General features: G+C 57.1%; 18 protein-coding genes. 11 read left to right on the plus strand and 7 right to left on the minus strand.

Annotated elements, in window-relative coordinates; genetic code table 11:
• Nucleotides 1–3: 3 nt before the first annotated feature.
• The gene (gene rutG / locus AC236I_RS15705) at nucleotides 4–1326 is read left to right on the plus strand and encodes a pyrimidine utilization transport protein G (protein WP_487608544.1); all 1323 of its coding nucleotides are present in this window, start codon (nucleotides 4–6) and stop codon (nucleotides 1324–1326) included.
• A 166-nt stretch (nucleotides 1327–1492) separates the two neighbouring features.
• Here the strand turns inward: rutG and AC236I_RS15710 are convergent, their stop codons facing one another.
• Entirely contained in the window at nucleotides 1493–1666 is a 174-nt protein-coding gene (locus tag AC236I_RS15710; RefSeq protein WP_004860412.1) for a con-10 family general stress protein, read from the minus strand.
• Between the two features lie 382 nt (nucleotides 1667–2048).
• Here AC236I_RS15710 and wrbA point away from each other — a divergent pair, with 382 nt between their 5' ends.
• Nucleotides 2049–2645: an NAD(P)H:quinone oxidoreductase gene (gene wrbA, locus AC236I_RS15715; RefSeq protein WP_004860410.1), complete on the plus strand. Its 597-nt coding sequence runs from the start codon at nucleotides 2049–2051 to the stop codon at nucleotides 2643–2645.
• 20 nt (nucleotides 2646–2665) lie between these two features.
• The gene (locus AC236I_RS15720) at nucleotides 2666–2893 is read left to right on the plus strand and encodes a YccJ family protein (protein WP_004860407.1); all 228 of its coding nucleotides are present in this window, start codon (nucleotides 2666–2668) and stop codon (nucleotides 2891–2893) included.
• 74 nt (nucleotides 2894–2967) lie between these two features.
• On the opposite strand, the gene agp is transcribed toward AC236I_RS15720, so the two are convergent.
• On the minus strand, nucleotides 2968–4215 hold the full coding sequence (agp, locus tag AC236I_RS15725) for a bifunctional glucose-1-phosphatase/inositol phosphatase (RefSeq protein ID WP_065906292.1): 1248 nt from the start codon (nucleotides 4213–4215) through the stop codon (nucleotides 2968–2970).
• 156 nt (nucleotides 4216–4371) lie between these two features.
• Between agp and AC236I_RS15730 the strand changes: the two genes are divergently transcribed.
• Both AC236I_RS15730 and AC236I_RS15735 read left to right on the plus strand, forming a co-directional pair.
• Complete coding sequence (locus tag AC236I_RS15730) at nucleotides 4372–4821, plus strand: winged helix-turn-helix transcriptional regulator (RefSeq protein WP_004860404.1); 450 nt, start codon at nucleotides 4372–4374, stop codon at nucleotides 4819–4821.
• 130 nt (nucleotides 4822–4951) lie between these two features.
• Nucleotides 4952–5746 carry an SDR family NAD(P)-dependent oxidoreductase gene (locus tag AC236I_RS15735; RefSeq protein ID WP_152292384.1) on the plus strand — a complete coding sequence of 265 codons (795 nt, stop codon included), beginning with the start codon at nucleotides 4952–4954 and terminating at the stop codon, nucleotides 5744–5746.
• On the opposite strand, the gene AC236I_RS15740 is transcribed toward AC236I_RS15735, so the two are convergent.
• Nucleotides 5743–6102 (minus strand): winged helix-turn-helix transcriptional regulator, encoded by a 360-nt coding sequence (locus AC236I_RS15740; protein WP_128320951.1) that lies wholly within the window; start codon nucleotides 6100–6102, stop codon nucleotides 5743–5745. The genes AC236I_RS15735 and AC236I_RS15740 overlap by 4 nt on opposite strands.
• 100 nt (nucleotides 6103–6202) lie before the next feature.
• On the opposite strand from AC236I_RS15740, the gene AC236I_RS15745 reads away from it, so the two are divergent.
• Nucleotides 6203–6952, plus strand: a complete 750-nt coding sequence (locus tag AC236I_RS15745; protein WP_004860398.1) for an SDR family oxidoreductase — start codon at nucleotides 6203–6205, stop codon at nucleotides 6950–6952.
• 17 nt (nucleotides 6953–6969) lie between these two features.
• Here AC236I_RS15745 and AC236I_RS15750 read toward each other — a convergent pair whose 3' ends face one another.
• Nucleotides 6970–7194: a hypothetical protein gene (locus AC236I_RS15750; RefSeq protein ID WP_004860396.1), complete on the minus strand. Its 225-nt coding sequence runs from the start codon at nucleotides 7192–7194 to the stop codon at nucleotides 6970–6972.
• Nucleotides 7195–7441: 247 nt separating this feature from the next.
• On the opposite strand from AC236I_RS15750, the gene AC236I_RS15755 reads away from it, so the two are divergent.
• On the plus strand, nucleotides 7442–7564 hold the full coding sequence (locus AC236I_RS15755) for a small membrane protein (RefSeq protein ID WP_004860391.1): 123 nt from the start codon (nucleotides 7442–7444) through the stop codon (nucleotides 7562–7564).
• A gap of 100 nt (nucleotides 7565–7664) precedes the next feature.
• Here AC236I_RS15755 and AC236I_RS15760 read toward each other — a convergent pair whose 3' ends face one another.
• Both AC236I_RS15760 and AC236I_RS15765 read right to left on the minus strand, forming a co-directional pair.
• Nucleotides 7665–9056, minus strand: a complete 1392-nt coding sequence (locus AC236I_RS15760; protein WP_413698002.1) for an APC family permease — start codon at nucleotides 9054–9056, stop codon at nucleotides 7665–7667.
• A 354-nt stretch (nucleotides 9057–9410) separates the two neighbouring features.
• The gene (locus AC236I_RS15765) at nucleotides 9411–10829 is read right to left on the minus strand and encodes a glutamine synthetase family protein (protein WP_004860385.1); all 1419 of its coding nucleotides are present in this window, start codon (nucleotides 10827–10829) and stop codon (nucleotides 9411–9413) included.
• Between the two features lie 225 nt (nucleotides 10830–11054).
• Between AC236I_RS15765 and puuD the strand changes: the two genes are divergently transcribed.
• From puuD to AC236I_RS15785, 4 genes are all read left to right on the plus strand, one after another.
• On the plus strand, nucleotides 11055–11807 hold the full coding sequence (puuD, locus tag AC236I_RS15770; RefSeq protein ID WP_195874263.1) for a gamma-glutamyl-gamma-aminobutyrate hydrolase: 753 nt from the start codon (nucleotides 11055–11057) through the stop codon (nucleotides 11805–11807).
• 25 nt (nucleotides 11808–11832) lie between these two features.
• On the plus strand, nucleotides 11833–12390 hold the full coding sequence (gene puuR / locus AC236I_RS15775) for an HTH-type transcriptional regulator PuuR (RefSeq protein WP_004860381.1): 558 nt from the start codon (nucleotides 11833–11835) through the stop codon (nucleotides 12388–12390).
• A 238-nt stretch (nucleotides 12391–12628) separates the two neighbouring features.
• Nucleotides 12629–14116 (plus strand): aldehyde dehydrogenase PuuC, encoded by a 1488-nt coding sequence (gene puuC, locus AC236I_RS15780; RefSeq protein ID WP_015584678.1) that lies wholly within the window; start codon nucleotides 12629–12631, stop codon nucleotides 14114–14116.
• Nucleotides 14117–14118: 2 nt separating this feature from the next.
• Complete coding sequence (locus tag AC236I_RS15785) at nucleotides 14119–15399, plus strand: NAD(P)/FAD-dependent oxidoreductase (protein ID WP_099843175.1); 1281 nt, start codon at nucleotides 14119–14121, stop codon at nucleotides 15397–15399.
• Nucleotides 15400–15539: 140 nt separating this feature from the next.
• On the opposite strand, the gene AC236I_RS15790 is transcribed toward AC236I_RS15785, so the two are convergent.
• Nucleotides 15540–16490, minus strand: a complete 951-nt coding sequence (locus AC236I_RS15790; RefSeq protein WP_160873471.1) for a LysR substrate-binding domain-containing protein — start codon at nucleotides 16488–16490, stop codon at nucleotides 15540–15542.
• Between the last annotated feature and the right edge of the window lie 52 nt (nucleotides 16491–16542).

Here is a 16542-nt window from a genome sequence, read left to right on the forward strand (position 1 = left end):
ATCATGGCACTTTTCGATTTTCCTCGCTGGCAGTTGACCTCCCCTTCCGCCGCGTCCGGCGTGGTGGCCCCCGATGAACGCCTCTCCGTCGGACAAACGATGGTCATGGGCGTCCAGCACGCGGTCGCCATGTTTGGCGCCACGGTGCTGATGCCCATCCTGATGGGGCTGGATCCTAACCTGGCGATTTTATTGTCCGGTATCGGCACGCTACTGTTTTTCCTCGTGACCGGCGGCCGGGTGCCAAGCTACCTGGGCTCCAGCGCCGCCTTCATCGGCGTGGTTATCGCCGTCACCGGCTTTAATGGGCAGGGACTCAATCCGCACCTTAGCGTTGCCCTCGGGGGGATTATCGCCTGCGGCCTGGTCTACACCCTGATTGGCGTCGTGGTGATGAAAATCGGTACCCGCTGGATTGAACGACTGATGCCGCCGGTAGTGACCGGCGCGGTGGTGATGGCCATTGGGCTCAATCTCGCCCCTATCGCCGTGCACAGCGTCTCCGCCTCCGCCTTCGATGGCTGGATTGCGGTGCTGACCGTACTCTGTATTGGACTGGTGGCGGTTTTTACCCGCGGGATGATCCAGCGGCTGCTGATTCTCGTTGGCCTGATCGTCGCCTGCGGGCTGTACGCGCTGCTGGCGAATCTCCTCGGGCTGGGTAAACCGCTCGACTTTACCTTACTCCACCAGGCGGCGTGGTTCGGGCTGCCGCACTTTACCGCCCCGACCTTTGACGGCCAGGCAATGATGCTGATAGCCCCGGTGGCGGTGATTCTGGTGGCGGAAAACCTGGGGCATCTGAAAGCGGTCGCCGGAATGACCGGACGCAATATGGATCCTTATATGGGACGGGCGTTCGTCGGTGACGGGCTGGCGACGATGCTCTCCGGCGCGGTTGGCGGCAGCGGCGTGACCACCTATGCCGAAAATATCGGCGTGATGGCGGTGACCAAAGTCTATTCCACCCTGGTGTTCGTAGCCGCCGCGCTGATTGCCATTTTACTCGGCTTTTCACCGAAGTTTGGCGCGTTAATCCACACCATTCCCGGGCCGGTTATCGGCGGCGCGTCGATCGTGGTGTTTGGCTTGATTGCGGTCGCCGGCGCCCGTATCTGGGTGCAGAATCGGGTTGATCTGAGCCAGAACAGCAATCTGATCATGGTGGCGGTCACGCTGGTGCTCGGTGCCGGCGATTTTGCCCTGTCGCTGGGCGGGTTTACCCTTGGCGGGATCGGAACGGCCACCTTCGGCGCCATTTTACTTCACGCGCTGCTTAACCGCCGCGCACGTGAAGCAGAACAGCCCGGCGTCACCCCCGTTTAAATCGCAGCGCTTATGGGCGGCGAAGAGGGTGTCGCCCCACCCTCTATGCGCTGCCAGCAGGCTCTCGCGATGGGCAATAAAAACCGCCGGCGAATGCCGGCGGCGAGGAGAATGTGGCTGGCGCCGAGGAGAGGATAGCCACATCGAACACAGTCAGCCGCGCCGATCAGCTATGACGATTGCCGTGACTGTTTTTCCCCCCTTTTTTGCCTGCTTCCGAGGCGCGCTGGGGATCGTTTTTGAAGTTCCCCCCGCTATGCTGGCCACCCTTACGACCTGCTTCTGATGCTCTTTCACGATCCTCAGCAAAATTGCCGGAACCGCCACGATGGTTTGCCATCACTGACCTCCACTTGGTTAGACATCATCTTGCATTGCGTACAATACGAGGCCGCGACTCAGCGGCATATGGCATGGCCATTTTTCGTATTGCGTGCTGTTAAGCGTAGTGAATGAAACTCATTCGCCAGGTAAATAGTAACATTCTGTAATAATTTGACGCCCGCAACGGATTTACCGCCGTCCGCGCCGCGCTAAGCGTCTCTTATGGCTGATGAAAAGCGGGCGGATAAAGATGTTTCTTTTTGCGACAAACGCGTTCTTTGCAATTTTGTTATAAATCAAATAAATGATTGTTAGATTTGCACTCTTAGCCAGAGGCCTTATCTTTAAAGGTAGCCAGTCGTTTGGCTGGTCTCAAACGCAACCGAGGAGTGATGCAAATGGCTAAAATTCTGGTGCTTTATTATTCAATGTATGGACACATCGAAACCATGGCTCATGCCGTCGCCGAAGGGGCGAACAAAGTAGACGGCGTTGAGGTGGTCGTGAAGCGCGTGCCGGAAACTATGCAAGCTGAGGCGTTCGCCAAAGCAGGCGGGAAAACGCAAAATGCGCCCGTCGCCACGCCGCAGGAACTGGCAGAGTATGATGCTATCATCTTTGGTACCCCCACCCGCTTCGGCAATATGTCCGGGCAAATGCGCACCTTCCTCGATCAGACCGGCGGCCTGTGGGCATCGGGCGCACTGTACGGCAAACTGGCCAGCGTCTTTAGCTCTACCGGTACCGGCGGTGGACAAGAGCAGACCATTACCTCTACCTGGACAACGCTTGCCCACCATGGGATGGTGATTGTCCCTATCGGCTACGGTGCCCAGGAGCTTTTTGATGTGTCGGCGGTGCGCGGCGGCACACCGTATGGCGCAACCACTATCGCCGGCGGCGATGGTTCCCGTCAGCCAAGTCAGGAAGAGCTGGCGATCGCCCGCTATCAGGGTGAACATGTCGCAGGACTGGCAGTTAAACTACACGGCTAACCTTCAGCAGGAGGATTTGCATGCCAACTCAAGAAGCGAAAGCCCACCACGTGGGTGAATGGGCAAGTTTACGAAATACCTCTTTAGAGATCGCCGAAGCGATTTTTGAATTAGCCAAATACGATGAGAAGTTAGCAGAAAAAATCTGGGAAGAAGGCAGCGATGAAGTGCTCTCTTTGGCCTTCGCGAAAACAGATAAAGACGCCCTTTTCTGGGGTGAGCAAACCATCGAGCGCAAAAACGTATAACCCGAAGCGCCCGGCGCACGATCGGGCCAACAAAACAAAACCCGGACCGACCAGCCATGGCCGGTCCGTTTTTTCTATTTCGCCGCGTCGTTCATCACCTGCTTAAAGGTCTCCATCGGACAGAAGCCGTTGGCATCCACCGGGCAGCCGTTCAGCGCCAGGGTCACGCGCTGCGGCGGGGATTGCAGGGTTAAGGTTTCGGTATTGCGCAGCTGCGCCGTGCTTTGATACACATACTCAATTTTCATCAGCTCGCGGTTAGCGCCGCTATCATGCCAGCGCTGGAAAACGATCTTCCCGCCGATCGGGGTGCGTTCATACTGGTCATGCAGCTGATAAGGTCTGAAGTCTAATGCCGTCAGCAGTGAGGCAATATTGGAATCGTGCCCCACCAGCAGCGTCACTTTCGCCGCCTGAGCGGGATCGCTGACCAGCGCTTTATCGATATATTTCACCAGCGGTTTAGCCACGTTGCGCGCCACTTCTGCCGAGGTGAACAGGCTATCCTGATAGCCGTTTTTCAGCTTCGATAACACCTGCCACTGTTTGTCGGTTTTTATCTCACCCCACGCCACCTGATCCAGCGGATACCCTTCGTAATACTGCAGCGTGAAGGCATCAACCAGCGAATTACCCACCTTTAACGGCCCGGAAACACCCGGTTCCTGCTGATATTTTGCGCTGAAGGTATCTTTGCCGTCGCTCAGCGAGCACTGCTGCTTCTCTTTACAGGAGGGTGAATTTTGATAGTCCGTCATCACTTCGAGTAGCTTGTAGCTGTCGGCCAGCTGCATTGTCTGCCGCTCTTTTTCCATCGCCTGTACGGCTTTTTCGCTAAAGGCGGCAGAATCGTCGGTAATCACCGGGTTAAACGTCGGGTCCATGGTGCCCATTTGCGGCTGGTGATGAACCGTGACTCCACAGCCTGGGAAGGCGCCGGTTATAAAGAACTGCGCGGTCGCCACGGTACGTTGCAGACTGTTGGCGTAAGCGTAAACGGTATTCTCCGGCGGACACTCACCGCGGGTGACCAGCCCCTGCTGCGCCAGCCATTCACGCATATAGTGCCCCATATAGACCTCAAGCACTCCGCCCTTCGTGGTCAGCTGACCGCCGGGCACATCCCACTCCGGCCATGATTTCGGCGTTGACTGCTCCAGCACGCTGCCGTTGTTGGCCAGCGGCGCGCGCAGGTTGTGGCGACTCATGATCAACACCTGCTGTAGCTGATAGCCCTGCGGTGCCGTCTGTTCCTCAGCCTGGGCAGCCGTCGATAACAATATGGCGCCGGCCACGACGCTGGCGAGTAGACTCTTTTGCATCCCTTAATCCTCAGTCAGTGATTATCATCGCTTACATTGTGACAAATTGATGACATTTTTCCGCACGACGGCTCGCAAACTGACGCAACGGGAGAAACTTTTCTCAGCCCGGGGAAATAGTTTTATAATAAAACAACTGAAGCCACAGGAGCTCTCGTGAAACGTACCCGTCTGGAAAACAGCAGTTGCCCTATTGCCCGCTCACTTGACGTCATTGGCGACTGGTGGTCGCTACTCATTGTCCGCGATGCCTTGGGGGGGACCCGGCGCTTCAGCGAATTTCAAAAGCACCTTGGCATTGCTAAGAACATGCTCGCCGGGCGGCTAAAAATGCTGGTGGATGAAGGTATTCTCACGATGCAGCCCGCTTCAGACGGTAGCGCATGGCAGGAGTACGTGCTTACCGAAAAGGGGCGTGGGCTGCAAACTGTGCTGGTGGCGCTGGCGCAATGGGCCGACGAGTATCTGTTGACGCCCGACGAACCCGCCACCGTATTGATTGATAATCTCACGCGCCAGCCGCTGCGCAAACTGGTGCTGCAGGCCGCCGATGGCCGGACGCTCCGACCCGATGACATCACCACCAGACTACCTGTAACAGACTGATTTTAATTATTATTCTGTTTTAATCATTTCTCATAATAAAATAATCCTTACATATTGGTTGCATTATTAAACCATTTAACTCATGCTGAATTTGGTTTAATAATGCAACCATATTACTTGAGGTAACGCCATGACGATCCCTTCCCAAACCGCGTTAATTACCGGCGCATCTTCCGGCATCGGCGCCCTGTATGCCGAACGTCTCGCCGCGCGCGGCTATCACCTGATTCTGGTCGCACGCCGTGAAGAACGTTTGCAGGCCCTCGCCGAGGATCTGCAACGCCAGTATGGCATTCGGGCCGACGTGCTAAAGGCAGACCTGAGCGAAGAAAGCGGTATCCGCGCCGTTGAAGCGCGCCTGCAGTCGGATCCGACGATTGCGCTGGTGATTAATAACGCCGGCACGGCGAAAATGGGAGGATTGCTGAGCGCGGATGTGCGCGAGCATCAGATGATTCATACCCTGAATACCACCGCTCTGCTGCGCCTGAGCTATGCTGCGTTGGCCGCCTTCAGCCCCCGAGGTCAGGGGACGCTGATCAATATCGCCTCAATCCTTGCGCTGCATGCGCTACCGGGCAGCGCCGTCTACAGCGCCAGCAAAGCGTGGGTGCTGAGCTTTACCCGCGCGCTTCAGGAAGAGTTTGCCGACAGCGGTGTGCGTATTCAGGCGGTGCTTCCGGCGGCAACCGCGACGGATCTGTGGCCCACCTCCGGCGTCGCTCTTGACGCCCTGCCGGCAGGATCGGTGATGACGACGGAAGATCTGGTGGACGCGGCGCTGAGCGGCCTCGATCAGGGCGAGAATATCACCCTGCCGCCGGTTCACGATCTGGCGCTGTGGACCCATTTCGACCAGGCGAGACTCGCGCTGTTCGGCAGTGCACGCACCGGCCAACCGGCGCCGCGCTATCGCCGGGCTTAACGTTTGAGCAGGTGGCCGTGCTGACTCATCCACTCCGCCAGCGGCTGAAGCGCACTGCGCATCGACAGCCCCAGGACAGTTATCTGATATTCAACGCGGGGGGGAATTTCGGGATAGACGCAGCGCGACACCAGCCCGCGCTGCTCGAACAGCCGCAGCTGGCGGGTCAGCTCTTTTTGCGTAATCGGCGCCGCCGCGCGCAGCAGCTCGCCGAAGCGCACCGGCGCATTAAGGACAATCAGCCGGTAGAGAATCGGGATCGCCCACTTCCCGGCAATCAGATTCACAAAATCGGTCATCGGGCACGCATGCTGCACAAAATTATTTTCCCCGACGCGCGCCGCTCTCTTCGCCATAGCACACCTTTCGCCTCATTAGTATCCAATTGGTACCTGGTATCCTTTGGATACTAAAGCTTTTATAGTCCCTTTTCCAGAGCACAGTCAGGAGAAGATAATGGGACGTTTAGCAGGAAAATATGCGCTGATCACCGGCGGCACCAGCGGGATTGGTCTCGCGACGGCGCAGACGTTTATCGCCGAAGGGGCGCAGGTGGCGGTGACCGGGCGTAATCCGCTCGCCCTTGAGCAGGCGCAGGCGCTATTGGGTGACAATGGCTGGGTCATCGCCGCCGATTCCGGCGACGCCGCCGGGCAGCGCCAGCTGGCCGCAACCCTCGCCGACCGCTGGCCGCAGCTGGATGTGGTGTTCGTCAACGCCGGTGATGTCACCCACGCCCCCTTCGGCGACTGGCGCGAAGCGGAGTGGGATCGATTGATGAATATCAACCTGAAAGGGCCGTTCTTCTTGCTGCAGGCGCTGCTGCCGCTGCTCGCCAACCCGGCGTCGGTCATTCTTTGCGGATCGGTCAGCGCCCACATCGGCCTGCCCACCAGCAGCGCCTATGCCGCCAGTAAAGCCGGGCTGCTGTCGCTGGCGCGCACCCTGTCGGCGGAGCTGCTGCCGCGCGGGATCCGGGTGAATGGCCTGAGTCCGGGCCCCGTGCGCACCCCGGCGCTGGATAAGCTGGGCCTCAGCGCCCAGGCCTTGAGCGACCTGCAGGAGGAGATCAAAAACCTGGTGCCGCTGGGACGGATGGGCACGCCGCAGGAACTGGCCAACGCCGCTCTGTATCTGGCATCGGATGAGTCCAGCTACGTCCTCGGCAGCGAACTGCGGGTGGATGGCGGCACGGGAAATCTCTGACCCGGCGGCGGCGGGGGTTACTCCGGTAGCGGTACCGCCGCCAGCGTGCAGATCGCCTGATGTTCGCCGCCGCGGCGATCGACCATCACTACTTTGTCCCCCGCTTTTTTGCCTTCACAGGGTTTTAGCACCTGATCCATGATGCGTTCGCGGGTTTGTTGGCGATCTGACTCCGCTGCGCCGGCAAATGAAGTCAGGATAAGAGTCAGCCCAACCAGGCCGACGATATGTTGATTACGCATGCATTACTCTCAGATAATTCTTACTCAAATGCAGGGTATCAGCCCGCGGGCTGTACGTCTGTAAAATCACTTAACGGAGTGTTACCCGACCGACGAAACGGCGCTTCAGACCGGTCAGCATGGTTTTATCATCCTGATTTTTTTCGATTTTAACCGAAAAACGAGTCATATTTCGGACACATCCTGATGCTATCTTACACGTAACTTAATAGAGTTCATGGTTTTCAACTCAAGCCCAGGATCGCTTATGTCCGGTATTATTCTCATTGTTGTCGCGGTCATTTTGCTGGGAGTGGCGATTTACAGTCTGGTGTCATACGTCAAAGAACGCCGCGCCAGCCAGCTCCCGACCCATAAGAAGAAAAAATAGCCCCTCTCGATATACCACGTTGCGCCACGACGCATCATAGAAGAATAAAAGCAGGCGTTATGCCTGCTTTTATTCTTTACTTCCTGTTCAGTCTGAACGGTTACGACTCCCAGGCCTGCTCCGCTTTGCGGCCATCGAACTGCGGCGGAGGCTGACGGAAGCGACGGGTCAACCAGGTCAGATACAGCAGCCCTACCGCCGCCCACACCAGACCGAGGGTCAATGATGTTACCTCCAGGTTAACCCACAGCACCGCCACCGTCGCCGCGCCAATCAGCGGTAGAATCAGGTAGTGCACGCGATCCTTCCACGTTTTGTTATAGCCTTTACGCCGCCAGAAGTGGTTGAACACCGACAGGTTGACGAAGGTAAACGCCACCAGCGCGCCAAAGTTAATCAGCGCCGTCGCGGTCACCAGATCAAAGAACAGCGCCGACATCGCCACCACGCCCACCATCAGCACGTTGAGGGCCGGAGTCCGCCATTTCGGATGCACATAGCCAAAAATACGCTCCGGAAAGACGTTATCGCGCCCCATGACGTACAGCAGGCGGGAGACGCTGGCGTGTGAGGCCAGACCCGAGGCCAGCGTGTTGACGAAGGTGGTGCAGAGGAAAATCGACTGGAACAGTTTTCCGCCAACGTACAGCGCAATTTCCGGCAGCGCCGCATCCGGATCCTTAAAGCGGCTGATATCGGGGAAAAAGAGCTGCATAAAGAAGGAGGCGACGATAAAGATAATCCCGCCATAGACCGCCGTCAGGAAAATGGCTTTCGGAATGGTGCGCGCGGCATCCGGCGTCTCTTCCGATAGCGTGGTGACCGCATCAAAACCGAGGAACGAGAAACAGACAATCGTCGCCCCGGTGATAATCGGAATCAGATGGGCATTCTGGCTGATGAACGGTTGCAGCGACCAGACGGTCCCGACCCCTTCTCCCTTATGTAATCCCTGCACCACCAGGAAGATAAAGACCACCATGATCGCAATCTGCACCAGCACAAACAGCGTATTGAAGTTGGCCACCAGATTGACGCTTTTAAGATTCGCCGCGGTCAGAATCGCGACAAAACCTACCACCCAGATCCACGGCGGCACCTCCGGGAACAGCGCCGACAGATAAATCTTCGCCAGCAGCACGTTGATCATCGGTAAGAAAAGATAATCCAGCAGCGACGACCAGCCCACCATAAAGCCCACGTGCGGACTGATCGACTTCTGCGCATAGGTATACGCCGACCCCGCTTCGGGGAACTGACGGACCAGCTTGCCATAGCTAATAGCGGTGAACAGTACCCCAGCCAACGCCAGAATATAGGAGGCCGGCACGTGGCCATTGCTGATACCCGACACAATACCAAACGTATCAAATACCGACATCGGCGTGAGATAGGCCAGCCCCATAACCACCACCTGCCAGAGCTTGAGCGACTTACGCAGACGAGGTTTTCCCGCCTCGGATGAGATATCGAGAGAAGCGTTAGCAGCCATAGTCATACCCCCCCATGTAAACGTGGGTTTGTAGGCGCAATGACCGGGTAACAAACCTGCTTAGCAAGGGGGTAAGGCATAAATAATCGGTTAAAACGTATCGACTTACGGCGGTTAATTCTGTGTTATTGCGGCCTTCATGGCCCCCTTCTCCCTGCGGATATTTGAACATCGGCGTCATCTCTTACCTCGTCACACACTGTGTCGTTAACTGAAGCCCCGTTATCGCCTGCGCTCCTTTACGCGACATCCGGGAAATGGCTGGACTCCCAGCAAAAACGTCCGACCAGGCTCCGCTCAGGCCGTATGATGCTACTTGTCGATCAAATCTACAGGCCCCTTGCGGGGCGACAATCAGGCGTTTTTCAACATCCACTCAATTTCTGTTTCTGTGATAAGACGCTCAAATTGCAGTAATTCGTCATGTTTACAGGCGTGGTAAACGTGGCAGAAACGTTCACCCAGGCGCTCGCGCAGGCTATCGTTTTGCATAAACTCCCACAGCGCATCGCTTTGACGGATCGGGAACGGCAGCCCTTCCTGCTCCAGGCCGTTGCCTTCCACCTCTTCCTGCAACGGCAGCGTATTGTCCAGACCGTGCAAAATGCCGGCAAAAATCGCCGCCATCACCAGATACGGGTTGGCGTCGGCCCCCGCCACGCGATACTCCACGCGGTGATTCTGGCGGTCGCCGCAGGGGATCCGCAGCGCCACCGTCCGGTTGTTATGCCCCCAGGAGGCCTGCGTCGGCACATACATACCCGGCTGGAAGCGGCGGTATGAGTTGACGTTTGGCGCCAGCAGCGCCATCGACGCCGGCATCAGGTCAATCATCCCGGCGAGCGCGCGTTTCAACAGCGCAGAATCTTCGCCATTGGCATCCGCGAGGACGTTTTCACCCTTGTTGTTTTGCATGCTGATATGGATATGCATCCCGCTACCGGCATGTTCTTCATAAGGCTTGGCCATAAAAGTGGCATGCATCTTATGCTTCTCGGCCATCAAACGCACGAGGCGTTTTAACGCCAGCGCATCATCGCAGGCATCCAGCACGTTATCGGTATGATGAAGGTTGATTTCGAACTGACCCGGCGACGCTTCTGCCACCGCGCCATCGGCCGGAATCAGCTGCAGCTGGGCCAGCTCATCAATATCGTTGAGCACGTCGGCGAAGTGGTTGAGGTTATCCACGGAATAGACCTGGCTTTGGGTGTTGCGATCGCCGGTACCCGGCGCGCAAGGCGGCTGGAGATAGCCTTCAGCATCGCGTTTACGATCGAGTAAATAGAACTCCAGCTCTACCGCTACCACGGGGAACAACCCACGCTGGCGCAGCTGCTGCCAGAGTCGATTGAGAACGTTCCGCGGCTCAACGTCAAAGGGAGCGCCATCTTCATCAACCATGGTCAGCTGCAGCTGCGCGATAAATGCCGGGTCGGCAGCAGAAGGCGTTAAGGTACCCGGTACCGGTACGCAGGTGCAGTCCGGTTCCCCCATCTCCTGGCCGAGACCGGCCTCTTCTACCACATTTCCCAGAATATCCATGGCAAAAACGGAGGCCGGGAAGTAGCACCCTTTTTCCAGTTTGCTCAGGCTGGAGACCGGGATGCGCTTCCCGCGGAAACAGCCGTTCAGATCGGTCAGCAGCACATCGACATACTGCGTATTCGGATACTGCTCAAGGTAGCGCTTCACTTCCCAGGTGAATGCGCTGCCCCGTCTCTCTTCTGACTGCTGAACAAAATTCTCAACTTCTACAATATTGGTTTCCATCATTCACCGCCGTTGTGTTGGTTTCGGAGCCGGGCTTTCTTGCCGTTAAATATAATGTCCACTCTTCGAATGTGTATGCAAACAAAATGTTTGTCAAATGTTAAATTAAGTTTGCAAACGGCAATTCTCACTGCTAGATTGAGAAAATATTGAACGATATGGCCATTTAAAGCGCTAAATGGTCATAATTTAGTCCACTTTGTGAGGGCGATCATGGAAAATATAATGTACAAGCCAGTTATTGGTGTCGTGATGTGCAGGAACAGGCTGAAGGGTCACCAGACCCAGACCCTGCAAGAAAAATACCTGAATGCAATAATTAACGCCGGTGGATTACCGATTGCCCTGCCGCATGCGCTGGCTGAACCGGAACTGCTTGCCGCGTTGTTACCTCAACTGGACGGAATTTACCTGCCGGGCAGCCCCAGCAATGTGCAGCCGCACCTTTATGGTGAAAACGGCGATGAGCCTGACGCCGATCCCGGGCGTGATCTTCTGAGCATGGCACTGATTAACGCCGCACTCGAAAGGCGCATCCCCATTTTCGCCATCTGCCGTGGGTTACAGGAACTGGTTGTCGCCACCGGTGGGACTCTGTATCGTCGTCTTTTCGAGCAGCCGGAGCTCCTCGAACATCGCGAAGATCCGGAACTGCCGGTTGAGCAGCAATATGCGCCGTCTCACGAAGTACAGGTTCAGCAAGGAGGATTACTTTCTCAGTTAATACCGGGCTGCAACACGTTTTGGGTAAACTCGCTACATGGGCAGGGAGCAAAGACATTAAGCTCGCGTCTGCGCGTCGAAGCCCGTTCTTCCGATGGGCTGGCAGAAGCGGTCAGCGTTAATGACCACCCCTTCGCGCTGGGGGTACAGTGGCATCCGGAATGGAACAGTAGTGAATACGCCCTGTCGCGTTTGTTGTTTGAAGGTTTTATCACCGCCTGTCAGAAGCGCATGGCTGAAAAGCCGCGACTCTGACCATTACAGTTAAGGAAATGCAAATATGAGCGATGACGGACTGGCGCCAGGAAAACGTCTGTCAGAGATCCGCCAACAGCTGGGTCTCTCACAACGTCGTGCCGCCGAACTGTCTGGGTTAACACATAGTGCCATCAGTACCATAGAACAGGACAAAGTCAGTCCTGCCATCAGTACGCTGCAAAAGCTGCTGAAAGTTTATGGGCTGTCGCTCTCGGAATTCTTTTCTGAACCAGAAAAACCTGATGAACCGCAGGTGGTTATTAATCAGGATGACCTTATCGAAATCGGCAGTCAGGGGGTTTCGATGAAGCTGGTGCATAACGGAAATCCGAACCGTACGCTGGCGATGATTTTTGAAACTTACCAGCCTGGAACCACAACCGGGGAGAGGATCAAACATCAAGGTGAGGAAATTGGCACCATACTGGAAGGTGAAGTCGTACTGGTCATAAATGGTCAGTCGTATCATCTGGTGGCTGGGCAAAGCTATGCCATAAATACCGGCATACCGCACAGTTTCAGCAATACTTCGGCCGGCATTTGCCGAATTATCAGTGCCCATACTCCCACCACATTCTGATTTTTTAGCCTGAGCAGGTTTCAGGCTTTCTTCTGGCCTGCTCCGTCGGATGCCCTGTTTCCGGCGGAGCGAAGAACACGCAAATAATACGCAGCGTAGTGCGGAATCTTATTTCCTGCTGGCCTCAATAATACGCGCAAATAAAACGCGCGAAAGACGGTATCTGACTCCGGGGACGCCCTGCGCCCTGTGCTGTCTGAAATGCCCACTATTCGATTATGTGATTAAGGAGTCTTATATGGATTTCAAACATCTGGCCTGGTGGCAGGATAAAGCGAAAAGCATGGAGATTGAAACGCGGTTATTTATTAATGGCGAATACTGCTCTGCTGTCGATAATACCACGTTTGAAACCATCGACCCTGCCGCCCAGCAAACTCTGGCGCACGTCGCCCGCGGTAAAAAGGCCGACGTCGACCTCGCCGTTCAGGCCGCGCGCCGCGTTTTTGAACGCGGCGACTGGTCGCAGACCTCACCCGCGCAGCGTAAAGCGGTGCTCAATAAGCTGGCGGACCTGATGGAAAGCCACCGTGAAGAGCTGGCGCTGCTGGAGACGCTCGATACCGGAAAGCCGATCCGCCACAGCCTGCGCGACGATATCCCCGGCGCGGCGCGGGCGATCCGCTGGTATGCGGAAGCCATCGACAAAGTGTATGGCGAAGTCGCCCCTACCGGCGTCAATGAACTGGCGATGATCGTCCGTGAGCCGGTAGGCGTGATTGCCGCCGTGGTCCCGTGGAATTTCCCGCTGCTGCTGGCCTGCTGGAAACTCGGCCCGGCGCTGGCCACCGGCAATAGCATCGTGCTTAAACCGTCTGAAAAATCACCGCTCACCGCCCTGCGTCTTGCTGGCCTGGCGAAAGAAGCCGGGCTGCCGGACGGCGTGCTGAACGTGATCAGCGGGTTTGGCCACGAGGCGGGCCAGGCCCTGTCGCTGCACCCGGACGTTGAGGTCATCACCTTTACCGGCTCTACCCGCACCGGCAAACAGCTGTTAAAAGATGCCGGCGACAGCAACATGAAGCGCGTCTGGCTGGAAGCGGGGGGGAAAAGCGCCAATATCGTCTTTGCCGACTGCCCGGATCTGCAAAAAGCGGTCAACGCCACCGCCGGCGGCATCTTTTACAACCAGGGCCAGGTGTGCATCGCCGGTACCCGCCTGCTGGTTGAAGAGAGCATTGCCGATGAGTTCCTCAGCCGTCTGCAGGAGCAGGCTCGCCTCTGGCAGCCGGGCAACCCGCTCGACCCCAACACCACCATGGGCATGTTGATTGATAACACCCATGCCGACAGCGTCCACAGTTTTATCCGCGTGGGAGAAAGTCACAGCACCTTACTGCTCGATGGCCGGAAAAATCCGTGGCCGGCCGCCGTCGGCCCGACCATTTTCGTTGATGTCGATCCGGCCTCTCCCCTGAGTCGGGAAGAGATTTTCGGCCCGGTACTGGTGGTCACCCGCTTCACCTCAGAAGCCGAGGCACTGCGGCTTGCCAACGACAGCCATTACGGCCTGGGCGCAGCGGTCTGGACCCGCGATCTTTCCCGCGCCCACCGCATGAGCCGCCGCCTGAAAGCGGGCTCCGTTTTTGTGAACAACTATAACGATGGTGATATGACCGTCCCGTTTGGCGGCTATAAACAAAGCGGCAACGGACGCGATAAATCTCTGCACGCGCTGGAAAAATTCACCGAACTGAAAACGATCTGGATGACTCTGGAGTCTTAATCATGACCGAACATACCACCAGTTATTACGCCGCCAGCGCCAACAAATACGCACCGTTTCCGACGCTGAGCGAATCCATCAGCTGCGACGTCTGCGTCGTCGGCGGCGGCTACACCGGCCTCTCTTCCGCCCTACATCTTGCCGAAATGGGCTACGACGTGGTGCTGCTGGAAAGCGCCCGAATTGGCTTTGGCGCCAGCGGACGCAACGGCGGCCAGTTGGTTAACTCCTATAGCCGCGATATTGACGTCATTGAAAAAACCTACGGACCGGACGCGGCAAGAATGCTCGGCAGCATGATGTTTGAAGGTGGCGAGATCATCCGCGAACGTATCCAGCGCTATCAGATTCAGTGCGACTATCGCCCCGGCGGCCTGTTTGTGGCGATGAACCACAAACAGCTGGAAACTCTGGAAGAGCAGAAAGCCAACTGGCAGCGCTACGGTAACAACCAGCTGGAGCTGCTGGATGCCAATGCCATCCGCCGTGAGGTCAACAGCGATCGTTATATCGGCGCCCTGCTCGATCATAGCGGTGGTCATATTCATCCCCTGAATCTGGCCATCGGCGAAGCGGATGCCATTCGTCTGAACGGCGGTCGGATTTATGAACAATCGCCGGTCATCCGCATCCAGCACACCAGCCCGGCGGTGGTGAGCACCGCCAAAGGCCAGGTGACCGCACGCTACGTGATCGTCGCCGGAAACGCCTACCTTGGCGACAAAGTGGAGCCGGAGCTGGCCAAACGCAGTATGCCGTGCGGTACCCAGGTCGTCACCACCGAGCCGCTGTCCGACGACGTCGCCCGTTCGCTGATCCCGAAAAATTACTGCGTGGAAGACTGCAACTACCTGCTGGACTACTACCGTCTGACCGGCGATAACCGCCTGTTGTACGGCGGCGGCGTCGTCTACGGCGCCCGCGATCCGGACGACGTTGAACGGCTGATCATGCCGAAACTGCTGAAGACTTTCCCGCAGCTGAAAGGGGTGAAAATCGATTATCGCTGGACCGGCAACTTCCTGCTGACGCTTTCGAGGATGCCGCAGTTCGGACGCCTGGACAACAACATCTACTATATGCAGGGTTACAGCGGCCACGGCGTCACCTGTACCCATCTCGCCGGGCGGCTGATCTCCGAGCTGCTGCGCGGGGATGCCGAGCGCTTCGACGCCTTTGCGAACCTGCCCCACTACCCGTTCCCGGGCGGGCGCAGCTTACGCATTCCGTTTACCGCAATGGGCGCGGCGTACTACAGCTTGCGCGACCGCCTCGGCGTGTGAGCCGCTACGCCGCCTGGAACAACAGCCGCCGGGTGCGTTGATCCGGCGCCCGGCGCGCCGCTGTTTGAGCCAACGCCCGGCGGCGTTAACGCCGTCCGCACCACCGACAGCCAACGCCGGTGGTGTTCTCGTCTTGCGCATCAGGTTTCGCGGCTCACAACGCATTGCTGCGGATAGTGCTGCTGAAAGTAGTGGCGTAAAAACTCCACCGTGGCCCGAATTTTCGCCGAAGTCGCCAGCCGCGACACATACACCGCCCAGATGTTGGCCGGCTGAGAGTATTCCGGCAGCAGATGCACCAGGTGACCGCTGGCGATATTGTCACTGACATCCCACCACGAGCGTAGCGAGATCCCCTGCCCGTCAAGACACCACTGATGCACGATCTCCCCGTGGTTAGAGGCGAGCGGGCCGGTCACCTTAATCGCCTGCTCCCCCTCTTTACCGTGGAGCTGCCAGACGCCAAACGGTCGATCGCGCTCTTTAATCACCAGACAGGGCAAGGTCGCCAGATCGCTGAGCTGCCTGGGCTGCGGATAGCGGGCCAGAAACGCCGGTGAAGCGCAGAGAATCCGCTGGTTGGTCGCCAGTTTGCGGGCAATCAGATTGGGGGCAATATCATCACCCACGCGAATATCGAGATCGACGCCTTCATTCACGAGGTCGACCAGCCGGTCTTCAACATCAAACCGCAGCTCCAGCTGCGGATACTGACGCGACAGCGCCGACAGCGCCGGCGCCACCACCCGGCGGCCAAAACCAAAGCTGCTGATAATCCGCAGCGTACCCTGCGGCACCTGACGCACATCGGACAGCTCATCCATCATTTGGTCGACGTCCTGCAAAATGCGCTGCGCCCATTCGTAGATGCGCTCGCCCTCTTCGGTTATCGTGACCCGACGGGTAGTGCGGTGCAGCAGCAGCACATTCAGCGTCTGCTCAAGCAAAGAAATGCGCTTGCTGACAAAGGCGGGCGAAACGCCGAGCTCTTCGGCGGCAGAGGCAAAACCGGCGCGGCGGGCTACCAGCATAAACACGCGTAAATCATTTAGCAGCGGCAGATTATTCATGAACTGTGTTTTATGTTTCACCAGTTAGCGTGATTAATTATGAACCAGTCAATTATAGGATAGAAAGGAAGTC

The sequence above is a fragment of the Klebsiella sp. Sb-30 genome, from assembly GCF_057652795.1.